20 protein-coding genes and 1 riboswitch are annotated in these 26,261 nt (G+C 33.6%); of the genes, 3 read left to right on the top strand and 17 right to left on the bottom strand.

What is annotated here, in order from left to right; genetic code table 11:
- Positions 1 to 35: 35 nt before the first annotated feature.
- The 7 genes from OEW74_RS06105 to folE form a co-directional block, all read right to left on the bottom strand.
- The gene (locus OEW74_RS06105) at positions 36 to 545 is read right to left on the bottom strand and encodes a ferritin (RefSeq protein ID WP_074231266.1); all 510 of its coding nucleotides are present in this window, start codon (positions 543 to 545) and stop codon (positions 36 to 38) included.
- A 147-nt stretch (positions 546 to 692) separates the two neighbouring features.
- Entirely contained in the window at positions 693 to 1,148 is a 456-nt protein-coding gene (locus OEW74_RS06100) for a hypothetical protein (RefSeq protein WP_265427639.1), read from the bottom strand.
- A 181-nt stretch (positions 1,149 to 1,329) separates the two neighbouring features.
- A complete protein-coding gene (locus tag OEW74_RS06095) occupies positions 1,330 to 2,304 on the bottom strand; it encodes a hypothetical protein (RefSeq protein ID WP_265427638.1) in 975 nt (324 codons plus the stop codon).
- 140 nt (positions 2,305 to 2,444) lie between these two features.
- On the bottom strand, positions 2,445 to 5,093 hold the full coding sequence (locus tag OEW74_RS06090) for a 4-alpha-glucanotransferase (RefSeq protein ID WP_265427637.1): 2,649 nt from the start codon (positions 5,091 to 5,093) through the stop codon (positions 2,445 to 2,447).
- A 126-nt stretch (positions 5,094 to 5,219) separates the two neighbouring features.
- Complete coding sequence (locus OEW74_RS06085) at positions 5,220 to 6,383, bottom strand: T9SS type A sorting domain-containing protein (RefSeq protein WP_265427636.1); 1,164 nt, start codon at positions 6,381 to 6,383, stop codon at positions 5,220 to 5,222.
- A 202-nt stretch (positions 6,384 to 6,585) separates the two neighbouring features.
- A complete protein-coding gene (cysS, locus tag OEW74_RS06080; RefSeq protein ID WP_265427635.1) occupies positions 6,586 to 8,052 on the bottom strand; it encodes a cysteine--tRNA ligase in 1,467 nt (488 codons plus the stop codon).
- 155 nt (positions 8,053 to 8,207) lie between these two features.
- Positions 8,208 to 8,876: a GTP cyclohydrolase I FolE gene (folE, locus tag OEW74_RS06075; RefSeq protein WP_074231021.1), complete on the bottom strand. Its 669-nt coding sequence runs from the start codon at positions 8,874 to 8,876 to the stop codon at positions 8,208 to 8,210.
- A gap of 99 nt (positions 8,877 to 8,975) precedes the next feature.
- Between folE and OEW74_RS06070 the strand changes: the two genes are divergently transcribed.
- Both OEW74_RS06070 and OEW74_RS06065 read left to right on the top strand, forming a co-directional pair.
- A complete protein-coding gene (locus OEW74_RS06070) occupies positions 8,976 to 10,127 on the top strand; it encodes a hypothetical protein (RefSeq protein WP_265427634.1) in 1,152 nt (383 codons plus the stop codon).
- A gap of 208 nt (positions 10,128 to 10,335) precedes the next feature.
- The gene (locus OEW74_RS06065) at positions 10,336 to 11,022 is read left to right on the top strand and encodes a hypothetical protein (protein WP_265427633.1); all 687 of its coding nucleotides are present in this window, start codon (positions 10,336 to 10,338) and stop codon (positions 11,020 to 11,022) included.
- Between the two features lie 36 nt (positions 11,023 to 11,058).
- On the opposite strand, the gene metF is transcribed toward OEW74_RS06065, so the two are convergent.
- The 7 genes from metF to OEW74_RS19680 form a co-directional block, all read right to left on the bottom strand.
- The gene (gene metF / locus OEW74_RS06060; RefSeq protein ID WP_265427632.1) at positions 11,059 to 12,018 is read right to left on the bottom strand and encodes a methylenetetrahydrofolate reductase [NAD(P)H]; all 960 of its coding nucleotides are present in this window, start codon (positions 12,016 to 12,018) and stop codon (positions 11,059 to 11,061) included.
- A 75-nt stretch (positions 12,019 to 12,093) separates the two neighbouring features.
- Positions 12,094 to 14,760, bottom strand: coding sequence for a methionine synthase (gene metH / locus OEW74_RS06055; RefSeq protein ID WP_265427631.1), 2,667 nt, complete (start codon positions 14,758 to 14,760; stop codon positions 12,094 to 12,096).
- Between the two features lie 4 nt (positions 14,761 to 14,764).
- Positions 14,765 to 15,856, bottom strand: a complete 1,092-nt coding sequence (locus OEW74_RS06050) for a fatty acid desaturase family protein (RefSeq protein WP_265427630.1) — start codon at positions 15,854 to 15,856, stop codon at positions 14,765 to 14,767.
- Positions 15,857 to 15,923: 67 nt separating this feature from the next.
- Positions 15,924 to 16,934, bottom strand: coding sequence for a homocysteine S-methyltransferase family protein (locus OEW74_RS06045; protein WP_265427629.1), 1,011 nt, complete (start codon positions 16,932 to 16,934; stop codon positions 15,924 to 15,926).
- Between the two features lie 231 nt (positions 16,935 to 17,165).
- Positions 17,166 to 18,365 (bottom strand): O-succinylhomoserine sulfhydrylase, encoded by a 1,200-nt coding sequence (locus OEW74_RS06040; RefSeq protein WP_265427628.1) that lies wholly within the window; start codon positions 18,363 to 18,365, stop codon positions 17,166 to 17,168.
- Positions 18,366 to 18,404: 39 nt separating this feature from the next.
- Entirely contained in the window at positions 18,405 to 19,946 is a 1,542-nt protein-coding gene (locus tag OEW74_RS19685) for an ACT domain-containing protein (RefSeq protein ID WP_416207900.1), read from the bottom strand.
- A 55-nt stretch (positions 19,947 to 20,001) separates the two neighbouring features.
- Entirely contained in the window at positions 20,002 to 20,940 is a 939-nt protein-coding gene (locus tag OEW74_RS19680) for an alpha/beta fold hydrolase (protein ID WP_416207899.1), read from the bottom strand.
- 65 nt (positions 20,941 to 21,005) lie between these two features.
- Positions 21,006 to 21,117, bottom strand: a riboswitch (SAM riboswitch).
- Between the two features lie 186 nt (positions 21,118 to 21,303).
- On the opposite strand from OEW74_RS19680, the gene OEW74_RS06030 reads away from it, so the two are divergent.
- Positions 21,304 to 23,916 carry an MGH1-like glycoside hydrolase domain-containing protein gene (locus OEW74_RS06030; RefSeq protein WP_265427627.1) on the top strand — a complete coding sequence of 871 codons (2,613 nt, stop codon included), beginning with the start codon at positions 21,304 to 21,306 and terminating at the stop codon, positions 23,914 to 23,916.
- An 89-nt stretch (positions 23,917 to 24,005) separates the two neighbouring features.
- Here OEW74_RS06030 and OEW74_RS06025 read toward each other — a convergent pair whose 3' ends face one another.
- From OEW74_RS06025 to OEW74_RS06015, 3 genes are read right to left on the bottom strand one after another with little or no spacing between them, the layout of a single operon-like run.
- Positions 24,006 to 24,431 (bottom strand): OsmC family protein, encoded by a 426-nt coding sequence (locus OEW74_RS06025; RefSeq protein WP_265427626.1) that lies wholly within the window; start codon positions 24,429 to 24,431, stop codon positions 24,006 to 24,008.
- A 51-nt stretch (positions 24,432 to 24,482) separates the two neighbouring features.
- Positions 24,483 to 25,805 (bottom strand): DUF58 domain-containing protein, encoded by a 1,323-nt coding sequence (locus OEW74_RS06020; RefSeq protein WP_265427625.1) that lies wholly within the window; start codon positions 25,803 to 25,805, stop codon positions 24,483 to 24,485.
- Positions 25,806 to 25,859: 54 nt separating this feature from the next.
- Positions 25,860 to 26,210: a four helix bundle protein gene (locus OEW74_RS06015; RefSeq protein WP_265427624.1), complete on the bottom strand. Its 351-nt coding sequence runs from the start codon at positions 26,208 to 26,210 to the stop codon at positions 25,860 to 25,862.
- Positions 26,211 to 26,261: the final 51 nt, after the last annotated feature.

Genomic DNA, 26,261 nt, shown 5'->3' with positions numbered 1-26,261 from the left:
GCCCCCCCCGAAACTCACAATTTCAAAAATATATTTTAGGCTGTAGGGTCTGCTACAAAAACTCTTTTTGCCAATTCCTGATCAAAAAGATATAAAGCAGATGGATTATCACAAACCATTTTAATTTTAGTTACGTACTGAGAAGCACTTGCTTCTTCTTCTACTTGCTCATTGATGAACCATTGCATGAATGAAGTCGTTGCAAAATCACCTTCGTCATTTGCATTTTTTACGATATTGAAAATACTTTTAGTTACTTTCTTTTCGTGTTCCAAAGCTTTTTCAAAAATATCTGTTGCGTTCTCAAACTGATGTGGTGGTTTTGCGATTTCACCTAAGATAATTTCACCTCCTACATCGTTTAGGTAATCAAACATTTTTTCGGCATGCATCAATTCTTCTTTGCTTTGAACTCTGAAGTAATTGGCAATTCCGTCAAGATCTTTTGCTGAAAACCAAGCAGACATAGAAAGATAATATTGAGCCGCATATTGCTCGTGAGCGATTTGTTCGTTTATTAGCTGTGCAATTTTTTCACTTACCATAATAAAAAATTTATATTCAAAATTACGCATTAAAAGGCGAATTGAAAAGTTTTCACAAAATTTAGATTTAGATTTAATATAAAAAGGGACAGAATTACTTCTGCCCCTCTAACATTAAAAATCAAAATTATGAACTTCTATATCAGCTTAAATTGAAGTTCCAGACTGAGGTTTTACCATCATTTTTCTTTCTCCTTTCATTCTTCTTTCTTTCATCGCAGATTTTCTTTCTTCCATTTTAGCTTTTCTTGAAGCCTGCCATTTATCATATTGCTCAGGAGACAAAATATTTTTCATTTCGTTATCCATTTGCTGTCTCTTGGCCTTCATCTGTTCCATTTTAGCCTGTCTTTCACCTTTGTTTTTTTCAAACTCAGCCTTCATATCAGCTTTACGTTTTTCCTGAAGGTTTTTTATTTTTGCAACCTGAGAATCATTCAGGTTTAATTCTTTTTGCATTTCACTCATTCTTTCCTGTTGTTTCAACTCCATTTTTTTATGCATTTCCTCTCTGTTTATTTTTTTGTCTTGAGGATTTACTTGTTGTGCCATTGCAAAACTTCCTGTTACGATAAAGGCTGCGGCTAATACTAATTTTTTCATGTGCTTAAATTAATTAATTGTTTTGTTATATCTTTTTGATACTGAATTTCATCATAAGTTAAAAACGAATTTCATAAATAATGTTAAAATTAATTATTAATATTTCAATATTATTCAAAATAAAAAAGAGAGTAGATAACAAAACCTACTCTCAACACCACTCAAATATAATATATGAAAATTAATTCCTTACTAAATTGCCTCTGAAGCCAGAATTTCTTCCTTCGTTAGAATTATTCTGCTGTCTTGGAGCATTGTTTTGCTGTCTCGGGCTTGCATTTTCTCTTTGCGGTTGAGATCTAAATCCTCCATTTCCATTGTTTCTTGGTGAATTGTTTTCAGATCTTGGAGTAGCTTCTCTTTGTCTTATTCCGCCTTCATTTCGTCCACTATCATTTCTAAATCCTCCATTATTACTTCTCACTCCGCCATTTCCGTTATTGTTTCTGATTCCGTTATTTCCGTTGTTGTTTCTTACGCCATTATTGGAATCTGAATTTCTAAAACCACCGGAAGAATTTCCATTTCTGATACTTCCCGCTCTTGAAGATCTTACAACATTCAATGTTGGGTTATCATTTCTACGGAAGCTGTTTCTGTCAACCTTATAAATATTGATATTTACATTTCTATATCGAGGCATTACTCTGTATCTTGGAGCATAATATGTTTTTCTATAGTTTTGGAAATATACAATCGGACTACGACCATGATAATAATTGTTTTGGAAAATCACAAAAACCCTTGGTCCTAAAATTCTTTCCATAGCATAGAATCTGTCGTAATACCATCTGTCTGGATTGTAACGATAGAAATTATTCCACGCAGCAAAACTTGAGTATAGATTATTCAGATACAAAATCTGATCAATTTGCCAACGGTTTAATCTATGCTGAACAAAAAATCCGTTCCAGTTGATATTAATGATACTTTGTCTGTAATCGTTGTAATAACTTTGGTAATAATCTGCAGGATAATAATCTTGTGGATAATTGTAGTAATAGTCATCCGGGAAATAATTCCTGTCATCGTCATCACTGTAATATCCGTCATTATTTCCGTAATATCCATCGTTGTCCCAACCGTTATTTGGATATTGCTGAGCAAATGATAAAGTTGCCAAACCTAATGCAAATCCTATAAATATATTTTTCATTTTATTAATCGTTAATTGGTTAATATCAGAACTTTCATTCTTATCTTTTTGATATAGATACAAAAAAGAAGTTAAATCTACAGATAAAACTTCTTTTTAAAATATTTTTAAACAGTTGATTTTCAGCACAATAATTTCAATCAACTTCTTCCGCTTTCATTAATCCAATTTGAAACCTTTTGATTAAACTCTACATTTTTTGTTAAAATTTCAAGGTTTAAATGAATTCTGTAACGCCAAAAGTGCGGAAACACTGCAGGATTATTAATTCTTTCATTTTCAATCTTCGAATTGACTAAATTTTCATCCATTGCGAAGAAATCCTGAATAGGGAAAATTGCCAACATGGCATCGTTGTAAAGATGCTGTTTCATTATAATTTCTGCTAAATAAGGTTCTAAATCATGAGGTGCTTTTCCAATTTGATTTAATTGTTGATTAAAATAAATCTGCGTAGATCCTGGATTTTCTTTCCACCATTGACGAAGCGTTGAGCTATCATGCGAAGAAGCCGTAACTACATTCATATACCCTGCTTTTTTAGGATTAGAAAACGGAATATTTCCGGAAGGCATACGCTGAACTTTCAATGCGACAATTGCCAATTCATCCATCACTTCAGGAACACAATCAGGAACCATTCCCAAATCTTCACCGCAAATCAACATATCTGTAGCGTTCAAGATGACCGGAAGTTTTTCCATGGCTTTTTCTTTCCATAAATAATCCTGTCTTTTAAAGAAGTAATCCTGATAAAGCTCGTAAATAGACTTTCTTTCCCAATCAGAAAGATATTGGTAAGATTCAGTTTTAAAAATATTAAATCTCGGATGATAAACCGTTTCGCCGTTTTTTTCTTCAGTCAAGAATAAAACATTCGCACAAAGCGAAATTAATTTTTCAGAAATATCTTCAGGTTGATTTTTAAAATAATCTGCAATCTTTCTTTGGGTATTAAACTCTTCTTTAAATTGATAATTTCCATCTGGATTTTTATGGATAAACTGTAAAGCTTTAAAAGTTTCTTCCCCAAAATATTTCCAAAGAATCTCATCATTGATAAAAGGTTTACAATATCTTTCAAAATCAAAGGGAATATGCCTTGCTTTAAATTCATCAAAACTAACAGGAACTGCCGGATAAAAATATCCCAAAATTCCCTGAGTTGCCGAAATTGGCATTCTCCAGATTCTGAAAAAACCTAAAATGTGATCTATTCTCATTGCATCAAAATATTGTTCTAACGCTTTGAATCTATTCTTCCACCACCTGTAATCATCTGCTTTCATTGCTTCCCAATTGTAAGTCGGAAATTCCCAATTCTGCCCGATTTCCGTAAACTGGTCAGGAGGTGCTCCTGCCTGAAAATCCATTCCGAATAAATCAGGTTCCGCCCATGCTTCAACAGAATGTCTATAAATTCCGATCGGCAAATCTCCTTTTAACGAAATTCCTAAACTATGAACATAATCAACAGCATCTTTTAATTGTTTATGAAGCTGAAACTGTACCCATGCATGAAGCATCGAAGCATCATAATCTTTATTTTTTGCTGAGAAAAACGGTGAAATTTTGCCAGCAATATATTTTTTATGGGTTTTCCACTCGTTGAAATTTGGTGTTTTGTATTTATCTCTCAAAACACAAAATGCAGAATAAGGTAAAAGCCATTCTTCATTATCTTTAATGAACTTTTTGAAACTTCTGTCTTTATAAATTTTCTCTTTTTCTGTATTGAAAACAGCTTTTAGGTATTTCCATTTTGAAGAAATCATTTTTTCGTAATCGATTAAATCTAAAGAATTTAATTCTGATTTTTTTGCATGAAACTCTTCAACTAATTCTTTCGGTAATTTAAAATCAAGATTTTCAATAGAAATATATTGTGGATGTAAAGCATACACCGAAACTGCAGCATAAGGATACGAATCTGTCCACGAATAATTAGCCGTTGTGTCATTAATCGGTAAAATCTGAACAATCCCTAAAGAAGCTTTATCTGCCCAATCTGCAAGTTTTTTTAAATCCGAAAATTCTCCTACACCAAAACCATCTTCAGTTCTTAAAGAAAAAACAGGAACCGCAACACCTGCATCGTGATACATTTGATAAGATTTAAACCTGAAATAATGATCTGCTACAATCTGCAAAACATCATTCTGTTGATTGGGAACTGTCGACCTGTTTTCACCACTTTCTATATCAATTATTTTCCCTTCAATTGTATCAAAAATGGCGTATTTATATTGAATAAGCTGGATTTCCGGAATATCAACAGAAGCTTCCCAAATCCCGAAATCAGTCTGAGATAAATGAATTGAATTTTCATAACTCCAATTCCCTAAAGAAAGCGTATTTCCTATTAAAACAATTTCCCAGTTGGGATTATAAACCGGTGCTTCAATTCTGAATAAATGAGTATGCTTTTTTAAGACCGAGATTTTTCGTGGAACTAATTGTGAAAGTTTATTTCTAAGAATTTTATTGTTCAGATAGTTTTCAGGAAAATTTTTGCTGTTCCATTCATCAAAAATTAAAAACTCTTTATAGTTATGAGGAAAACTTAAATGATGCAAAACAAATTCTTCCCGCAAAATATTTCCTCTTTCGTCTTTAAGCTGATATTTGTAATCAATTGATTTAGAAAAAAAATCTACTTCACATTTCCACAAACCATTTTCGGTATGAAACATCATGTAACTTCGGACAGCAGAATCTTTTTCACTAATAATAAGTTCTAGCCTTTCGCCTGGTTTTGCATGATATTCAATATTAAAATACAATTTCATCGATGTCTATTTTCCCTAAAAATACGCTTAAAAATTGAAAAACAAGCTGTTGCAATATCAAATATTCATTAAAAAACCTTCTCTCAATACTGAGAAAAGGTCTTTAAATATTATAAAAAAGTCAATTTACTTAGTGACTAAAATTTTCTTAGACAATAAGTTTTTACCAGATTCTTCTGTGATGCTCACCACATAAGTTCCGGTTACCAGATTTCTAAGCTGAATCTGTTGATTAAGATTTCCGTCTTTCACTGATAAAGTTGTTGACATCACCGATTTCCCGGAAACATCAAAAATATTCACTTTAATATTTCCTTTAACAGCTTTATCATTTACATTCACCGTAATCGTTTGTTCATCAACTTTCGTCGGATAAATATCAATATTCGCCAAAGTATTTACAGCAGCAATTCTGTCGTTTGCAAAGTATTTACTTGCCAAATCATAAATATGCAAATTCTGTTCACCCGGAAGTTGCTTTGCTTCCAGATTATTAAGATTTAATTCATACAAAGCAGCTCCTTTTGCGCTTGCAATCACTACTTTTCCTTTAGAATTTACTGCAGCTCCATTTACAGAATACGCTTCAGGCAAACCTGTAATTTTACCTACAAATTTTGCCTTTAATTCTTTCGTTGAAACTTTAAATACATTTCCGGAAGCTGCAAAAACGTAAAAATTATTGTCCGCATCAGCAATCATATCGCCACCAAAACCCGTTTCCATTGCAGTAAATGAGTTTTTACCGTTCGAAGCATCATCTTTAATGATCCCTAGATCATTTACAACGTATTGATCGTTCTTTTTACTGATTTGAATAAATTGTGTTCCGGCATTATTAATGGCGTAAATATTTCCGTCATAACCGGTTGCCATTCTTGTAATATGCGAATTAATATCACAAGATGTAACTCTTGCCACATTATTTTCAACTAAAGTAATTTCTTTTGTTTTCTGATTTAAAACATAGATATTAGACGAAAACATCGGCATATACACCAAGTTATTGCCAGAAGAATCTAAAGCCAAAGCTGCTAAAGTCATTGACTGAGCTTGATTATAAGAAGTTTTATCTTCTGTAACTGCGGCTTTTCTTGATTGTGAAATTACTTTTGCTTCTGAAGAAACTCCGAAAATACTCTCACCAGATGTTCCGTCTGAATTCATCGCACGGAAATCATTAAACTCAATTCTTGGAGAATCTTTTCCTGCCAATGCAAAAAAATCTTGTTGTGCATTGATTGTATTTCCAAGTAATAATAAGACAATAGGGAATAAATGTTTTTTCATACGTCGATTTTTATTTGTAATTGTTTTAGTCTTACTAAGTTAAACAATTTTTGAATTGGATTTTAAAAAAATCTTATTAAAAATATAATAATCTTCAGCATAAAAAAACTCTCGCAGATTTTAAAGATTGATCAGATAATTATTTGTAAAAAATCTGGATAATCTTTAAAATCTGCGAGAGATATAAATTGAAAAACTTTCTTTAGTTCAAAACGTAAGTTGTGCCTTCTCTACCATCTTTCAGCTCAATTCCTTCGGCTAAAAGTTTATCTCTAATCTGGTCTGAAAGGTCAAAGTTCTTAGATTTTCTTGCCTGATTTCTCAATTCAATTAAAACCTGTAATGTCTGATCTAATTTTTCATTATTATTCTCTTCGATATTCTGCAATCCTAACACATCAAAAACAAAAGCATTTAATGTCGATTTTAAATCTTCCAGATCTTTAGCTGAAATTGTTTCTTTTTCATCTTTTAAAGCAAAAATAAATTTCACAGCTTCAAATAAATGAGCAATCAGCACTGGTGAATTAAAATCATCTGTTAAAGCATCATAACATTTTGTTTTCCAATCTTCCAGATTAAATCCAGATTGTTTTTCATCATTCGGAGTGATTGAATTTAATATTTTTAAAGCTTCCATTAATCGACTGAAACCTTTTTCACTTGCCAACATTGCATCATTAGAAATATCTAAAACACTTCTGTAATGCGCCTGTAAAAAGCAAAAACGAACAATCGCAGGATGAAAAGATTTTTCAAAGAAATCATTCTCTCCAGAAACCAATTGCATTGGTAAAATATAATTCCCTGTTGACTTACTCATACGTTGAGAATTCATTGTCAACATATTAGCATGCATCCAGTAATTTACTGGAGACGCTCCATTGCAAGCTTTTCCCTGTGCAATTTCACATTCGTGATGCGGAAATTTCAAATCCATTCCACCACCGTGAATATCGAAAGTTTCTCCTAAATATTTCGTGCTCATCGCAGTACACTCAAGATGCCATCCTGGAAAGCCTTCTCCCCAAGGCGAATTCCATCTCATAATATGCGCCGGAGAAGCTTTTTTCCACAATGCAAAATCCTGAGGATTTTTCTTCTCACCTTGACCGTCTAAATCTCTGGTGTTGGCAAAAAGTTCTTCAATATTACGTTTTGAAAGCTCACCGTAATTTAAACCTCTTGCATTATATTCCAACACATCGAAATAAACAGAGCCGTTGCTTTCGTAAGCAAAACCAGTTTCAATTAATTTCTGAGTCAACTCGATCTGCTCTACGATGTGACCAGTTGCAGTAGGCTCAATATTTGGAGGCAATAAATTGAACATATCTAAAACCTTGTGAAAATCTACAGTATATTTCTGCACAATTTCCATCGGCTCCAATTTTTCAAGACGGGTTTGCTTTACAAAACGGTCGTTATTAACGTCTCCGTCGTCGGTAAGGTGACCTGCATCAGTAATATTTCTTACATATCTTACCTTATACCCAAGATGCATTAAACTTCTGTAGATAAAATCAAAAGAAAGAAAAGTTCGCACATTTCCCAAATGCACATTGCTGTAAACAGTTGGTCCACAAACGTACATCCCTACATTTCCTTCTAAAATTGGTTTAAATATTTCTTTTTCTCCCGCAAGCGAGTTGTATATTTTTAGTTGCATTTATTTTTGATTTAATAATTTTAAAATTTATGTTACAGTTTCACATATTAAAAGAAAGTAATCTTTTAACAGCAGCATTCACAGCAACAACAAATAATGGTTGTGATGAAAATCTGATTTGAAACTTTTTTAAATTTTATCATTATTTTTAAATTTTAATAATCCAGTTTTGCATGGCTTCCTACATAATGTAGAAACTCTTGTCTTGTAATAGGATTGGTTCTAAAAATTCCGCTCAATTCTGCCGTAATTGTAGAACTTGCTGTATCTTTTATTCCTCTGCAATTTACACAAAGATGTTTAGCATCGATAATACAAGCAACATCTTTTGTTCCCAAAGCTTCTTTTAAAGCATCTACAATCTGCATCGTCAATCTCTCCTGAACCTGCGGTCTTTTTGCATAATAATCTACAATTCTGTTGATTTTTGAAAGACCAATTACCTCACCGTTTGAAATATAAGCAACATGTGCCCTTCCTATAATCGGTAAAAAATGATGTTCGCAGAAAGAATAAACCGTAATATCTTTTTCCACCAACATTTGGCGGTATTTGTACTTATTTGAAAAGGTAGAAATTCCGGGTTTGTTTTCGGGAAGTAACCCTCCGAAAATTTCATTCACATACATTTTTGCAACTCTTTTCGGAGAATCTTTTAAAGAATCATCGGTCATGTCAAGACCTAATGTTTCCATAATTTCACCAAAAAGCTCTGTAATTTTTTCTATTTTTTCCTGTGGCGATTTCTCAAAAGCATCTTCACGGATCGGCGTATGCTCTTTTCCTGTAAAAATATCATCATCGTTATCGGTAAAATCAACCATTTTAAATAATTTTTCAACAAAAATACGGATAAAATCTTTTCGGCTATTTCAATTTATACTGAAAAATATTACCTTTCGGTTTTATTCTGCTAAAAAGTTATGATTACTGTTGAAGAAGTACAAAATAGCCATCAAAAAAAGGAGTTTCTCGATTTTCCTGCACGACTTTATCAACATGACAAAAATTATATCAGACCTTTAGATAAGGATATTGACGAGGTTTTTAGCCCTGAAAAAAATAAATTTTATAAAAATGGAGAGTGTGTAAGGTTTTTATTTAAAAATAAATCTGAAACCGTTGGAAAAATTGCCGTTTTTATTAACAAATCTTACGAACAGAATCAACCAACTGGTGGAATTGGTTTTTTTGATTGTATCAAAGATCAGGAAACTGCCAATTTTATTTTTGATTACTGCAAAAAGTGGCTTCAGGAAAAAGGAATTGAAGCAATGGATGGACCTATCAATTTCGGAGAACGCGATAAATTTTGGGGACTTCTAACGGAAGGTTTTATTGAACCTTTGTATGGAATGAATTATAATTTCCCTTATTACAAAGAACTTTTTGAAAATTACGGGTTCAATATTTATTTCGAACAATTATGTTTTTCAAGACCTATTTTCGCAGAAGTTTCAAGAGTTTTCACAGTGATGCATGCAAAGCACAGTAAAAATCCTGAGATTTCGGCAAGACCAATGAAAAAGAATAATCTCGAGAAATTTGCAAAAGATTTTACCTTAATTTATAATAAAGCCTGGGCTTCACATGGTCAAGGAAAATGTTTAGACGAATCAAAAACTCTGAAAATGTTTAAAACAATGAAACCGATCATTAATGAACATATTTCTTGGTTTGTGTATGAAAATGAAAAACCTGTCGCCATGTGGATGAATATTCCGGATCTGAATCAATGGTTTAAATACCTGAACGGAAAATTCGGAATCCTTGAAAAATTAAAGTTTTTATGGGTGAAAAAGTTCAAAAAGAATGAGAAAATGGTAGGTCTGGTTTTTGGTGTTATCCCAGAATGGCAAAAAAAAGGTCTTGAAGGATACATGATTTGGGAAGGCACACAACATCTAAGAAAACACACAGACTTCAAAACCACTGAGCTACAATGGATTGGCGACTTTAATCCCAAAATGATAAAAATTGCAGAAAATCTGGATACAACTGTTACCAGAAAATTGGCAACTTACAGGTATTTATTTGATAGGGATAAGGAATTTGAGAGGCATCCGGAATTGTAAATAGTCAATTACTAAAGTAAAATTGCTTCAACAAATTCATTTATTGTATGTTATTACATATTTTCAAAGTATTAATAATATTTCAACCACATTAACGTTTAATTAATATAACATTAATCAAAACCCAAAATATTTGGATATAACTCCACAGCATATGAATTTTTATTCGTAATTTTGTTTAATTAAAAAATAATTATCCTTTTTTAAAATGAAAAAAATAGTTTCAAGCATACTACTACTATCTGTGATATCAATTAATGCACAGCTAACATATTCATTATCAAATAATGGTATGGGATTACCTCAAGATAATGCAATTTACAATAAAGTCAACTCTCCAAACGTAGGAAAAAGTTTTTCTTACAGCGATATCCAAGGATCTCCTTACTATGGAAAGGGCTATTCTATCGCATCTTTTTCGGGATCAAATGAATCAGCTCCAGCAAGATATAACAGCTACACAGACGAAGTAGAATTTACAAAAGAAGACAAAGCATATGTATTGCCAAAAACTGAAGCTTTTTCAACAATAAACTTTACTAATACGAAAGAAAAATTAATTAGAATTGATACAAAAGACGATTTATCTGGTTATTTTTTCGAATTAGTATCAGGAAAAAACTCACTTTATAAGAAAGTAAAAACAAAGTTTATAGATGCAATGCCTGCTGCTAATAGTTACGCTACTGACAAACCTGCTGTTTTTAAACTATTAGATCCTTCATTTTATATAAAAACAGATAAAGGTTTCATCAAAAACCCTAAAAATAAAAAAGATATTCTTAATCAATTCCCAGAGAAAAAAGATTCTTTGGAAACTTTCTTCAAAGAAAATAAAATAAAATTCGATAAAGAAGACGACTTGAAAAAATTAGTTACTTTCTTAAATCAATAAAAAAATAAGGCTGTTCGTTTTGAACAGCCTTATTTTTTAAAACAACTCTCCCGCCACTTTCTTAATATTATCACTTTTTCCCATCGAGTAAAAATGCAGAACAGGAACACTAAAATTTAATAATTCTTTGCATTGTGCAATTGCCCATTCAATCCCGATTTGCTTTACGGCTTCGTTATTTTTAGCTCCTTCAACAGCATTGATCAAATCTTCAGGTAAATCTATTTTAAAAACCTGTGGTAATAATTTCAAATGTTTTTTTGTTGCAATTGGTTTTATTCCAGGAATAATCGGAACTGTGATACCCATTTCACGAGCTTTTTTCACAAATTCTATATATTTTTTATTATCAAAAAACATTTGGGTAACGATATAATCTGCTCCTGCATCTACTTTTTGTTTCAACCATTTCAAATCATAGTTCATTGAAGGGGCTTCCATATGTTTTTCAGGGTAACCGGCAACTCCGATACAGAATTTGTTATGTTCATCACAAATCTGCTCATCATTATGTAGATATTTTCCACGTCCTAAATTATTGATTTGATTCACTAAATCCATTGCACTTGCATGCCCTCCTAAAGTCGGTTCAAAATACTGATGCCCCTTCATTGCATCTCCACGAAGAGCCATAATATTATCGATTCCGAGGTACATACAATCTACCAAAAGATATTCTGTTTCTTCTTTTGTAAAACCTCCGCAAAGCAAGTGAGGAACGGTATCTACATTATATTTATGCTGAATTGCAGCACAAATACCCAAAGTTCCGGGGCGCATTCTGGTGATTCGGCGCTCCATCAAACCATTTCCTTTGTCAATATAAATATATTCTTCACGAGAAGTCGTGACATCAATAAATGGCGGTTTAAATTCCATTAAAGGATCGATATTTTTATATAAATCTTCAATTCCAATTCCCTTTTGAGGCGGAACTACTTCGAGGGAGAATAAAGTTTTTCCGTTTGCGTTTTTTATATGGTCTGTGATTTTCATTTAATAATAGTAAGTTTTAATTTTTTTAAAAGATTTTGGATTTTGCGTCGGCTTCGCCGACGCAAAATCCAAAAATTAAATTCCGTCTGCTAAATTTGGAGACAACCATTTTCTCGCTTCCTGCAAAGCAATCCCTTTTCTTTCTGAATACTCTTTCACCTGTTCTTCTGTGATTTTTCCTAAACCAAAATACTTTGCATGTGGGCTTCCAAAATAATATCCGGAAACTGCCGCTGTAGGAAACATCGCTAAACTTTCAGTAAGATAAACTCCGATGTTTTCTTTCACTTTCAAAAGATCCCAAATTGCATGCTTTTCCAAATGGTCAGGGCACGCGGGATAACCAGGAGCAGGACGAATTCCTTTATATTTTTCGGCAATTAATTCTTCATTGCTTAAATTTTCCTGATTGGCATATCCCCAATATTCTGTACGGACTTTTTTATGCAAAAATTCAGCATAAGCTTCTGCAAAACGATCGGCGATAGCTTTTACCATAATCGCATTATAGTCGTCATTATCTTTTTCATATTGGTCTGATAATTCATCGGTTCCGAAACCTGTTGTTACACAAAAAGCTCCCATGTAATCGGTTTTTCCGGAGCTTTTCGGAGCTATAAAATCACTTAATGCCAAATAATCTTTTCCTTTTGACTTTTGAACCTGCTGTCTTAAGGTCAAAAATTTAACTTGTTCATCATCATTTTCATCAAAGATCAGAATATCATCAGTTTCGTTTGAATTGGCTTTAAAAATTCCAAAGATGGCTTTTGCTGTTAATAATTTTTCATCAACAATTTTCTTTAAAATTTTCTGCCCGTCTGCAAATAACTCTTTGGCTTGCTCACCTACAACTTCATCTTCAAGGATATTCGGATATTTTCCATGCAGATCCCAACTTCTGAAAAATGGTGACCAATCGATAAATGGAACCAATTCTTCCAAATCCTGATTTTCAAAAACCTGAATTCCTAATTGATTTGGAGTAAATATTTCTTCATTTTCCCAATCTATTTTAAATTTATCAGTTCTTGCTTGTTCAAGCGATACATACTCTTTATCAACCTGTCTGTTCAGAAACTTTTCACGAAAATCTGAATAATCATTTTTAAGATCGTCTACATATTCTTTATTTCGATCTCCTAAAAGAGAACTTACAACATTTACTGCTCTGGAAGCATCGTTTACATGAACGACCGCGTTTTTATATTTTAGATCAATCTTAACTGCAGTATGCGCTTTTGAAGTCGTTGCACCACCGATTAATAAAGGAAAATTAAGATTTTGTCTTTCCAATTCTGATGCGATGTACACCATTTCATCTAAACTTGGTGTGATCAATCCACTCAAACCGATAACATCAACCTGATGATCAATCGCCGCCTGAATAATCTTTTCGGCAGGAACCATTACTCCCAAGTCGACAATTTCGTAATTGTTACAACCCAAAACCACGCTTACAATATTTTTTCCAATATCGTGAACATCACCTTTTACGGTTGCCATTAAAATTTTTCCGTTGGCCTTCTGAGTCTGATCTTTTTCAGCTTCGATGAATGGTTGAAGATAAGCCACCGCTTTTTTCATTACACGAGCAGACTTTACAACCTGCGGAAGGAACATTTTTCCGCTTCCAAACAAATCTCCAACTACACCCATTCCGGTCATCAGATTGACTTCAATTACATGAAGAGGTCGCTCAGACAGCAACCTTGCTTCTTCTACATCTTCTTCTATAAAACGGTCGATTCCTTTCACCAAAGAATGCGTAATTCTCTCCTGTAAAGAATGAGTACGCCATTCTAACTCTTCAACCTTTTCTTTTTTTACCGATTTATTTCGTTCTGAATAATCTAAAAGGCGCTCCGTTGCATCTTCTCTTTTATCAAGAATTACATCTTCAACGAGTTCTAAAAGCTCTTTATTAATTTCATCATAAACTTCAAGCATTGCTGGGTTTACAATTCCGATATTCATCCCAGCTTGAATCGCATGATAAAGGAAAACCGAGTGCATCGCTTCACGTACCGTATCATTTCCTCTAAAAGAAAATGAAACATTTGAAACTCCTCCACTTACCGAAGCATAAGGAAGATTTTGTCTTACCCAACGTGTTGCTTCGATGAAATCGATTGCGTTTCTTCGGTGTTCTTCCATCCCGGTTGCCACCGGAAATATATTTAAATCGAAAATAATATCTTCTGCAGGAAACTTAACTTCATTAACCAAAATATCATACGATCTTTTGGTAATTTCAAGTCTTCTTTCGTAATTATCTGCTTGCCCAACCTCATCAAAAGCCATTACAATAACTGCTGCTCCATATCTTTTGATTGCTTTGGCATGCTTTACAAACTCTTCTTTTCCTTCTTTTAAGCTGATAGAGTTTACCACACATTTTCCTTGTACAACCTGAAGACCTGCTTCCAAAATTTCCCATTTGGAAGAATCGACCATGATTGGGATTTTGGAAATATCCGGTTCAGAACCTATCAGGTTAAGGAATTTGATCATGGAAGCTTTTCCATCGATCAAACCATCGTCAAAATTAACATCAAGAATCTGAGCGCCTCCATCGACCTGATCACGGGCAATATCTAAAGCTTCAGAAAATTTTTCTTCCTTTATTAATCTTAAAAACTTTTTAGATCCGGCAACATTGGTTCTTTCACCAACGTTGATGAAATTTGATTCCGGAGTAATAATCAGAGGTTCAAGCCCTGATAATCTTAAATATTTCATTTAATTATTCTTCTAAAATAAAATAAGCGTTATTCGCATTTTGCTTCAGCAAATCGACATGTTTGCCTAAAGCGGTAAAAATTGGAAATCGTTTATAACCCAGATTATTTTCTTTGGCAAACTGCTCAATTTCCTCGGTGATTTCGTTATAATACATATAACTGTAATTCGGAAAAAGATGATGGGCAACGTGAAAATTGAAATTCCCTAACATATTTCTAACAAACCAATTATTTTCTTTTAAATCATTTGTTACTTCCAATTGATGACGAAGCCAACTGAATGGAAGTCCGTTTTTTTCATCCAATTTCGGAAAAGCATTATCTGGAAGCGGATGTAAAGGCAACAACACAAAAAGTGCAAAAATACTTGCTGCAATCACCTGTAAAAACCAAGCTCCCAAAGCTAATCCCATGGAAACTTTAAAAAATAAAACAGGCACGGCTATCTGGTAGAAAAAGTAAAAGAGTTTGAAACTGATCATTTTAATTTTTTCTGAAACCGGAATTCTTCCCTGAGTTTTCAAAATCACCCTTTCATTATCAAAAAAATCTCTAAAATCTCTGATAAACATCCAATTAAATAAATAAAGTGGATAGACCAGAAAGAAAAAGAAATGTTGATATTTTTGTATTCCCTTTGCTTTAATCCAGGGAACGATTAATAAAAGTCCGCTCTGCTCGATGTCGGTATCCCAACCGTCAACATTTGGGTAAGCGTGATGAGCTGCAATATGTCTTTTTTTCCAGATATATGAGTTGGCTCCTACAAAATCAAAAATTTGCAAAACAAAACCGTTCAGTTTTTTGCTTTTAAAAATATTATTGTGAGCTGCTTCATGAATTAAATTCAGATAAATTAAAACCAATGAAATTCCCATTAAAACAAAACTCGAAATATAAATCCACGGCTGATTTGCATTTAAAAGAGCAAATAGATACAAGCCAAAATAGATCAAAGGCAAAATAATCGCTTTGATCTTAATATAAACATCTCTATTTTGAGGAAGTTTTTCTACTCGCTGGTTCACTCTTTTTCTTAATTCATTAAACAGTTTGGCGTCGTCCGGATTTTTGAGGTAAATTGGCTTTTCCATGGGATTGTTGTTTTTGTATTTAAAAAAAGTATTTGTGTACTCGTTCTAAATTTTCAACAATCAAAAATCATACAAAATTTTTCACTTTTCTAGGTTCGTATTTATCTACTAAATCAGCGATTGCTTTGATGTGTTCCGGCGTTGTACCACAACATCCACCAATAATATTAATCAATCCTTTTTCTACATATTCTCTGATTTGCTCAGCCATAAATTCGGGAGATTCGTCATATTGCCCGAAAGCATTTGGTAAACCTGCGTTGGGATATGCCGAAACAAAAAAGTCTGAATTATGCGCCAATGTTTCCAAATAAGGTGTTAATTGGTTTGCTCCCAAAGCACAATTGAACCCGACACTTAATAAATTTAAATGCGAAACGGAGATCAAAAAAGCTTCTGCGGTTTGTCCGCTCAATGTTCTTCCTGAAGCATCCGTAATCGTTCCTGAAACCATGATTGGGATTTCAATTCCTCTTTCTTCCTGAATTTCGTCGATCGCAAATAATGCAGCTTTTGCATTCAACGTATCGAAAATTGTTTCTACTAAAAGAATATCCGAACCGCCGTCTAACAAAGCTTCTGACTGTTGTTTATAGGCTAATCTTAATTCTTCAAAAGTAATCGCACGATAACCCGGGTCATTCACATCCGGACTTAAACTTGCCGTTCTGTTTGTCGGGCCAATTGAGCCTGCAACAAATCTTGGTTTGTCGGGATTTTTAGCCGTAAATTCATCACAAACTTTTCTGGCAATTTTTGCAGACTCGTAATTCAGTTCGTAAACTAAATCTTCCATGTGATAATCTGCCATCGCAATTGTAGTTCCTGAAAAAGTATTTGTTTCCAAAATATCGGCTCCAGATTCTAGGTATTTTCTGTGAACTTCTTCAATGGCTTTTGGTTGCGTAAGAGAAAGAAGATCGTTGTTTCCTTTTACAGGATGCTCCCAATCTTTAAAACGCTCGCCACGGTAATCTTCTTCTTCGAATTTATATCGCTGAAGCATTGTTCCCATCGCTCCGTCGAGAATTAAAATTCTTTCGGATAATGCTTTGTATAGTTGTTCTGAATTTTTCATTTTACTTTTTTTGAAATTGTTCTTTTCATTTTAATAGGATTTTATCCTATTCTGATTTAAATCGTCCTTTCAGGACTCTTTATTTATTTCAAACTTTTTATTTTTAAGCCTTGTCAAGGTTTTGAACCTTGACAAGGCTGACTTTTACGCTGAATCTTTGCAGCCCGACTTGAACGAGGTCCTTCGACAAGCTCAGGATAAATTCAGGCGGATAAAGCTGCCCAAATTAATTTAATCTAATGCCTGTTGTAAATCTGCAATAATATCTTCCACATTTTCTAAACCTACCGAGCAACGAACCAAACCAGCCGTAATTCCAACCTCATTTCTTTCTTCATCAGAAAGTTTGGAATGGGTTGTTGATGCAGGATGCGTGACAATTGTTCGAGTATCGCCTAAATTGGCAGAAAGCGAGCACATTTTTATTTTATCTAAAAAATTTCTACCACCTTCGATGCCACCTTTAATCTCAAAAGCGACAATATTTCCGCCTAATTTCATTTGTCTTTTGGCAATCTCATAATTAGGATGTGATTTTAAAAACGGATATTTTACCAAATCAACACTTGGATGGCTTTCTAAAAATTCTGCAACTTTTAAAGCATTTTCACAATGTCTTTCCACACGAATTGCCAAAGTTTCCAGGCTTTTAGATAAGACCCACGCATTGAAAGGCGACATTGCTGGTCCGGTATTTCTTGCGAAAAGATAAATTTCACGAATCAAATCTTCTCTACCAACCGCTACTCCACCCAAAACACGACCTTGACCGTCAATTAATTTTGTAGCCGAGTGAACAACGATATCTGCACCGTATTTTATGGGTTGCTGTAGGTATGGAGTTGCAAAACAGTTATCCACAATGAAAATAAGATCGTGTTTCTTTGCAATCTGTCCGAAAAATTCTAAATCTAATACTTCAATCGCCGGATTGGTCGGCGTTTCCAAGTACAAGATTTTTGTATTTGGTTTAATGTATTGTTCAACATTTTCAGCATCTTCTGCTTTGAAATACGTTGTCTCGATATTCCATTTTGGGAAATACTTGGTGAACAACGTGTGCGTAGATCCGAAAACTGACTGACAGCTTACAATGTGATCACCCGCATTTAGCAAGGTGGCAAACGTGGAATAAATTGCCGCCATTCCGGTTGCAAAAGCATATCCTGCTTCTGCGCCCTCCATTTTTACAATTTTATCGGTAAATTCTGTGACATTAGGATTTGAAAATCGGCTGTATAGATTTTTAGATTTTTCTTCGGCAAAACTCGCTCTCATATCTTCTGCATCTTCAAAAACGAAGCTTGAAGTGAGATATAAAGGCGTAGAATGCTCGTCAAACTGAGTTCTTTCGGTTTGAGTGCGAATGGCTAAGGTTTCGAAATTAGTTGATGGTTGGTGGTTGTCAGTTGACAGTTTATCTTGGCTCATTTTTTTATATCTTGGTTCTTAAATCTTGTCTCTTGATTCTTATTTCGTTTCACTTAATCTTAAGATATCTCCGAAAACTCCTCTCGCTGTTACTTTTGCTCCGGCTCCGGCTCCCATGATGACAATTGGATTTTCACCATAACTTTCGGTATAGATCTCAAAAATAGAATCTGAACCTTTCAGTTGCCCTAAAGCTGAAGTTGCAGGAACAGAAATCAATTTCACATCAAGGTTACCTTTTTCTTTTTGTAAATCTCCGTGCAAATCTCCTACATATCTTAAAACGTGACCAGACTCTTGGTTTTTCTTAATTTTATCATATTCTTCATCTAATTCTTCTAACCTTGAAAGAAATTCCTGTTTAGAAACAGAAAGCAAAGTTTGTGGAACTAAGTTTTGAATGTTGATGTCATTAAATTCATTGATTAAATCTAGCTCTCTAGCCAAAATCAATAATTTTCTCGCTACATCGTTTCCTGATAAATCTTCTCTTGGATCTGGTTCTGTGAAACCTTTTTCTAAAGCTTCATTGACGATGGTTGAAAACTTATCACCTCTCAAAGAAAAATTATTGAATACATAACTCAATGTTCCTGAAAAAACACCTTTAATCCTTGTGATATTTTCACCGGAAAGATGTAAAAGTTTTATGGTATCGATTAACGGTAAACCAGCACCAACATTAGTTTCATAGAGATAACGTTTGTTATTTTTGTTCAACGTATATCTTAGTTTACGGTATTCTTCAATAGGTAAAGTGTTGAAAATTTTGTTTGAAGACACCAAATCAAACCCGTTTTCTGCCAAAGCATGGTAGTTTTTAACAAAATCTGTACTTGCTGTATTATCAACAACAATTAGATTTTCAAGCTGATTTTCTTTAGAGAAATTAATTAATTCGTCTACATTAGAGTTTTTTTCAGAGGCAAAAACCTCATTGCTCCATTGGTTATCAAATCCTTTTTTGTTGAAAGCAATTTTTCTTGAATTAGCAACAGCAACTACTTTCAGATGTATATTTTTTCTTCTTTTAATTTCTTCCGAAGAATGTAAAACCTGCTCTATCAAAGTTTTCCCCACATTTCCGTGACCGATAATTGCCAAGTGAACTGTTTTTGGTTTTTTGAAAATTTCAGATTCAATGATATTTTTAGTTTTCTCATCCTGAGAAGATGTTACAACAATATTGATACGTTTCTCGCTTGAATTCTGATTTAAAAGCAATGGGAAAACGTTATTTCTTGCCAGTTCTGAAAGTATTTTATTGAGATCTTCTGCCACAAAACCAATGACAGAAACATTGTTGATGCTGTAGATCTGAGTAACTTTTCCTGATCTTCTTTCCGTAGCAAATTCTTCGATAAGACAGTTTACTGCTTTTTCAGAATCATCTTCATGTACAAGAATTGACAATCCATTTTCAACAGCCTGCTGAGAAATTATCCCAACACTGATACGCGCAAATGTAAGCGCTTTAAACACTCTTCCATCAATCCCTATTTCACCTAAAAAATCTTCTCCTTCAAATTTGATGATTGATCTGTTCTTTAAAAGTTTTATTTCGTTTGCATTACTTTTCATCTGTAACCTTTTTTATTTTTTTATAAGACGGAATTACCTTTAACTCCTTTTTCTCTTATAAAATGTTATTTATGATATTATTTAATTGACTATATTCCATTAAGAAGGCATCATGCCCATGAACTGATTTGATCTCGTGATAGAAAACATCTTTTTTATTTCCCTTTAGCTTTTCAAAGCCGTTTCTGATTTCAGAGGCAGGAAAAAACAAATCAGTATCTACAGAGATCATGTGCATTCGTGCCTGAATTTTATCCAACATATTTTCGTTTGTATTGATATTCATCAGTAAATGATTCATCAGTTGATAAGACTTTAAACTAAATCTTTCGGCAAGAGAATTACCATGATAAGTCAACCAATCTTCAGATTCTAACTGCTGTTTTTCCTGATTAAATTTATTTTGAAATCTGTCGTTTAAAGACTGAGGTGTTCTGTAGCACAACATCGCATGAATTCTTGCTTTTTTAAGCGGTTCATCATTTCCGTTTAATAAAAATTTCTGAACGAGACATTGAGCATGCAACCAGTCATGTGTTTTAAAATCGCAGGCAATCGGAATAAAAATTTCAGCTAAATCTGGCTTTTTCGAAAGCATTTCCCAGCCGATTCCTCCACCCAAAGATCCTCCAATCAGAGCGTATATGTTTTTAATATTTAAAGATTCAAGACCTTTCAGAAATATATTTGCAATATCTGAAGGGGTAAAATCTGAATATTCGTCAATAAAAAAATCATCGTAACCGTTTCCGGGAATATTGAAACATAGTACAGTATATTTATTTGTATCAATCACCTGATTTTCACCAATCAGTTGTTTCCACCAACCTTTTTCTCCAGCAACATTTGAGTTTCCGGTTAAGGCATGATTTACCAAAATAATGGGTGCTGAAAAGAGCTCTTTCCCGAAAAGCTGGTAGCTTAACGGGATATGGTATTCTTTCTGAGAATCGGTTTTGTACAAAAAATTAATATGTTGCAGTTCTGTTTTCAATTTTATAATCATTAAAAAATAAATTTGAAAATGCCATGAGAAGAATGGCTGAAAAGAACTTCAGTAAGTTATCTGTCCAAAATAAATTTATTTGGTAGAACGTAGCACCTTCTCTGCTTGCGCAAAGGGTTGCTAAGGTTTCACAGGGTCTAATCCCTCAACCTTTCTTGATAACATTTTCAATATGTAAATGAACGAATGGTGCAAAGATAAAACTTTTTATTTTAAAAATTAAAAAAAATTAATAAATAATATAAAACGTAATCACAGCAGGGTTTTGAGAAGATTGTTAATAATTATTCAGATTAAAAAAATTGGAATTATTTATCAAAAAAATTAACTTAGCCATGAAAATGGCTGAAAATGAACATCGAAAAGCAAAGATCACAAGATAAAGACTGGAAAAACTGGGGACCTTATGTAAGCAACAGACAATGGGGAAATGTGCGTGAAGACTACAGCCCCAACGGAAATGCTTGGCATTTTGCAAACCATGATATTGCAGAAAGCCACACCTATCGATGGGGCGAAGAAGGAATCGCAGGGATTTCAGATACCAAACAGCTTTTTTGTTTTGCCCTCTCATTTTGGAACAAAAAAGATAAAAGAATAAAAGAACGTCTTTTCGGGTTGAGCAATCCGCAGGGAAATCACGGGGAAGACATTAAAGAAATTTTCTACTATCTTGATAATACACCTACTCACAGCTATATGAAAATGGTGTACAAATATCCTATCAATGAATTTCCTTATGACGATATCGTAGCTGAAAACGCAAGACGTACCAAAAAAGAAGCTGAATATGAACTTTTCGATACCGGAATTTTTGATAAAGATGAATATTTCGATATTTTCATAGAATACTGTAAATCTGATGCTCATGATATTTTAATACGTGTTACCGTTTGCAACAGAAGCAATCAGGCTGCACCAATTGTAATTTTACCCACGACATGGTTTAGAAATAACTGGAAATGGGGTTATAATGAATACAAAGGTCAGGTAGAAAGCGGGAAAGAAGGTTGCATTAACGTGGTTCACGACAGTATTCCTATTAAAAAGTTTTATTCAAAAAATAAAAATGCAGAACAGGTTTTCTGTGAAAATGAAACCAATAACCCCAAACTTCATGGCACTCCGTCTGTAGAAAACACTTACTATAAAGACGGAATCAACGATTATATTATTCATCAGCAAAACACTGTAAATCCTGAAAAAAAAGGTACAAAAGCCGCTTTTATCATTGATGAAATCATCGAAGGAGGTCAATCTGAAGTTTTTGAATTCAGGTTGTCACCGTATGATATGGATGATGCTTTTTATCAGTTTGATGATATTTTTAATGCAAGAATTAATGAAGCGAATGAATTTTATGATGAGATTCAGCAGGATATATTTAATGATGATGAAAAAAATGTGCAGCGACAGGCTTTTGCAGGGCTTCTTTGGAACAAACAATTCTATCATTATAATGTAGGAAAATGGCTGAAAGGTGACCCTAATTATGAAGCTCCGAGAGATTTTAATCATTATGTAAGAAATACAGAATGGGAACATCTTCACAATAAAGACATCATCTCAATGCCCGATAAATGGGAATATCCTTGGTATGCGACTTGGGATTTGGCATTCCATTGTGTTCCTTTTGCCATTATTGATGCAGATTTTGCGAAAAACCAATTGCTTTTGCTTACCAAAGAATGGTATATGCACCCGAACGGACAAATGCCTGCTTATGAATGGAATTTGAGTGATGTTAATCCACCCGTTCATGCATGGTCGTGCTTCAGGGTTTTTAAAATTGATGAAAAAACAAACGGAAAACCAGACCTTTTATTCCTCGAAAAAGTTTTTCAAAAACTATTGTTGAATTTTACCTGGTGGGTCAACAGAAAAGATAAAAACGGGAAAAATATTTTTGGTGGCGGATTTTTAGGATTAGATAACATCGGTGCTTTTGACCGAAATATGGAACTGAAAGACGGCGAACATCTTGAGCAAGCTGATGGAACGAGCTGGATGGCAATGTATGCGCTCAACATGATGCGAATTTCTATGGAATTGGCTCAATATTATCAGGTTTACGAAGATATGGCCATCAAGTTTTTTGAACACTACCTTTATATTGCGGAAGCCATGGAAAACATGGGTGAAGGCAAAGAAGGACTTTGGAACGAGGAAGACGGCTTCTTTTATGACGTTTTACAATTGGCAAACGGAGAAAGTGTTTCTCTAAGACTGAGAAGTATCGTTGGGCTGATTCCTTTGTTTGCGGTTGAAATTATCGACCATCACCTGCTGAGTAAAATGCCTAATTTCCGTGAAAGAATGGATTGGGTTTTGAAAAACAAACCTGAACTTACCTCTTTAGTTTCTCACTGGGAGGAAGAAGGAAGTGGCAGAAAACATTTGATGAGTATTCTCCGTAAAAACCGACTTACAAAAGTTCTGACTAGAATGTTGGATGAAAAAGAATTTCTAAGTTCTTATGGAATCCGTGCAATGTCTAAGGTTTATGAAGAAAATCCTTTTGTATTCACAGTTCACGGCAACAAAAATGTCGTTTATTATACACCTGCAGAAAGTGACAGCAGAATGTTTGGCGGAAACAGTAATTGGCGCGGTCCGATTTGGTTTCCGATTAACTTTCTGATTGTTGAAAGCTTACAACGTTTTCATTTTTATTATGGAAACAGTTTAAAAGTAGAATTACCTACCGGAAGTGGTGAAAAGAAAAATTTAGATGAAGTTGCCCAAAATATCAGCGGAAGACTCTGCTCTATTTTCCTGAAAGATGAAAGCGGACAACGTGCTTTCAACGGCGGAAATTATAAATTTAATTATGACCCAAACTTCAAAGATTACATCACATTTTTTGAATATTTCCACGGTGACAATGGTCGCGGAGTTGGAGCTTCACATCAAACAGGATGGACCGCAACTGTGGCTAAATTGATGAAGCCGAGATTGGCGTAATTGGTTGGAGGGTTTGAGTGAAGTAGTGTTTGAGAGTTGTTGAATAAGTAAAATTTTCAACAACTCTCAAACACTAAAACTCTCCCACTCTATTGCTCAACTTTTTCTCCGTTTACAAAAACTTCATACCCGATTTCTACATTAGGCTCTAAAGTTTTTGAAACCGAACAGTATTTTTCGAAAGATAATTCTGATGCTTTCAAAGCTTTTTTAGGATCGATATTTCCTTCCAATAAAAACTTTACATTAATTGATTTGAATGGTTTTGCATCATCTACAGCAACTCTTTCGCCTTCTACCTCAGCTTTGAATTCTGTAATTTCCTGTCTTTGTTTTTTCAAAATTGAAACCACATCAATTCCGCTGCATCCTGCAACTGCCATCAAAACACTTTCCATAGGAGAAACTCCTTTTGCTCCCGGTTGAGAAGTGTTATCTAACAAAATTGAATTTCCTTGAGCATTGGTACATTCAAATAAAAAATCGTCGTTGAGTCTGTTTAAAGTAATTTTCATATTGCTTATTGCTTATTGCTTATTGCTTATTGCTTATTGCTTATTGCAAATTTACAAAATCCCTCTTGCTTTTATCTCAAGATATTTATTAATCACTTCCACATTAAGGTTTTCGGGCAAAGTATAGACAGAATAAATCCCGTATTTTTTTAATTCCTGAATGATCAGTTTTTTTTCAAACTCAAACTTTTCGGCAATGATTTCGTCATAAATTCCCTGCATACTTTCAGGATGAGTATGTATCAGTTTTTGAATTTCAGTATTTTTAAAGAAAACGACCACAAGCAAATGGTTTTTGGCAATTCCTCTCAAATATTTCATTTGTCTGTTTAGACCGTCCAAAGTTTCAAAATTGGTAAAAAGCAAAACCAAACTTCTTTGATTGATGGAGTATTTTACATCCTGATACAATCTGTTGAAGTCACTTTCAAAAAAATCGGTTTTAATATTATATAAAGCTTCGGAAATTTTCCTCAATTGACCTGATTTATTTTCGGCAGCAACTTTATTTTCAGCTTTTTTAGAGAACGTCATCATTCCGGCACGGTCACCTTTTTTCAAAATAATATGAGAAAGCGCCATTGTTGCATTGATTGAATAATCGAGAAGACTTAAGCCGTTGAAAGGCATTTTCATCGTTCTTCCTTTATCAATTAGCATAAAAATACGTTGCGATTTTTCGTCCTGAAACTGATTCACCATCAAACGATTGGTTTTCGAGGTCGCTTTCCAATTGATCGTTCTCACATCATCACCGGGAACATATTCTTTGATCTGCTCAAACTCCATCGTGTGTCCCAGTTTTCTGATTTTTTTGATCCCACCTAATAAAAATTCGTTCTGAAGTGCCATCAATTCATATTTTCTTAAGTGAACAAACGACGGATAAGAAGCCAAGGAAGTATCTCTTTGAAATATAAATCTTTTTGAAATGAAACCAATTGGCGACGAAGCATAAATATTTAAAGCTCCGAAATTATATTCCCCACGTTCTTTTGGTTCTAAAAAATATTGAAATAATGTATTTTTTCCTGACTGAATTTCCTTTCTGATCAAAAAATCTCTCTTCTGAAATTGAAACGGAATTTCATCGATCACCTTTACATTGATTTTAAAACTATAATTATTTTTAATATCTATTTTCACTGCATTTTCATCACCATTTGATAATTTTTCAGGTAAAATTCTTTGTGCTAAAACCGCATCTTTCTGTCTAAAAATAAGCAAATAATCAACAAACACAGTAAGAAAGATCAGCAATAAAAGACCGTGTCCTAAAATCATAAAAAACGGAAAGAAAAACGCTAAAACATAGAGCATTCCTACACCGATGAGTGCGAAAAAAAAGCGGGTATTGATGTACAGATTCTTCAAGGTTGCAGATTTTAGGTTTTAGGTTGCAGTTAAATACCGTTTAAATATTTCAAGTTATTTTAATGAATTGATAAGTCCGTTTAGCATTTTTGAAATTTCAATAATGTCTTGATTTAATTTTGAATAATATTCTTCTCTTAAAAATTTAAGATTTTGGGCAATAATTAATTGGGTTTCGACTTCTGCGCAACTTCCTCTTGCTATTTTTAGAAATTGTAAATAATCGGCAACGCTTCTCCTTGAGTTTCCTTCAGCAATATTAGACGGAATTGAAATTGAAGCTCTCCTAATTTGTGATGTCAATCCGTACATTTCATCTTTAGGAAAATCATTTGTCAATTCATAAATTTCAGTTACAAAATTTATTGATTTTTGCCAAACCAAAAGTTCTTTAAAATTAGCCATACCTAAATATTTTAAACTCGAATCATTACCCTAAAATCTATTACCTGTAAC

It is taken from the genome of Chryseobacterium sp. YIM B08800 (genome assembly GCF_026163565.1).
In the GTDB taxonomy this organism is placed as follows: Bacteria; Bacteroidota; Bacteroidia; order Flavobacteriales; family Weeksellaceae; genus Chryseobacterium.
The sequence above is the reverse complement of the archived record's forward strand: the minus strand, read 5'-3'. Positions and strand labels throughout refer to the sequence as shown.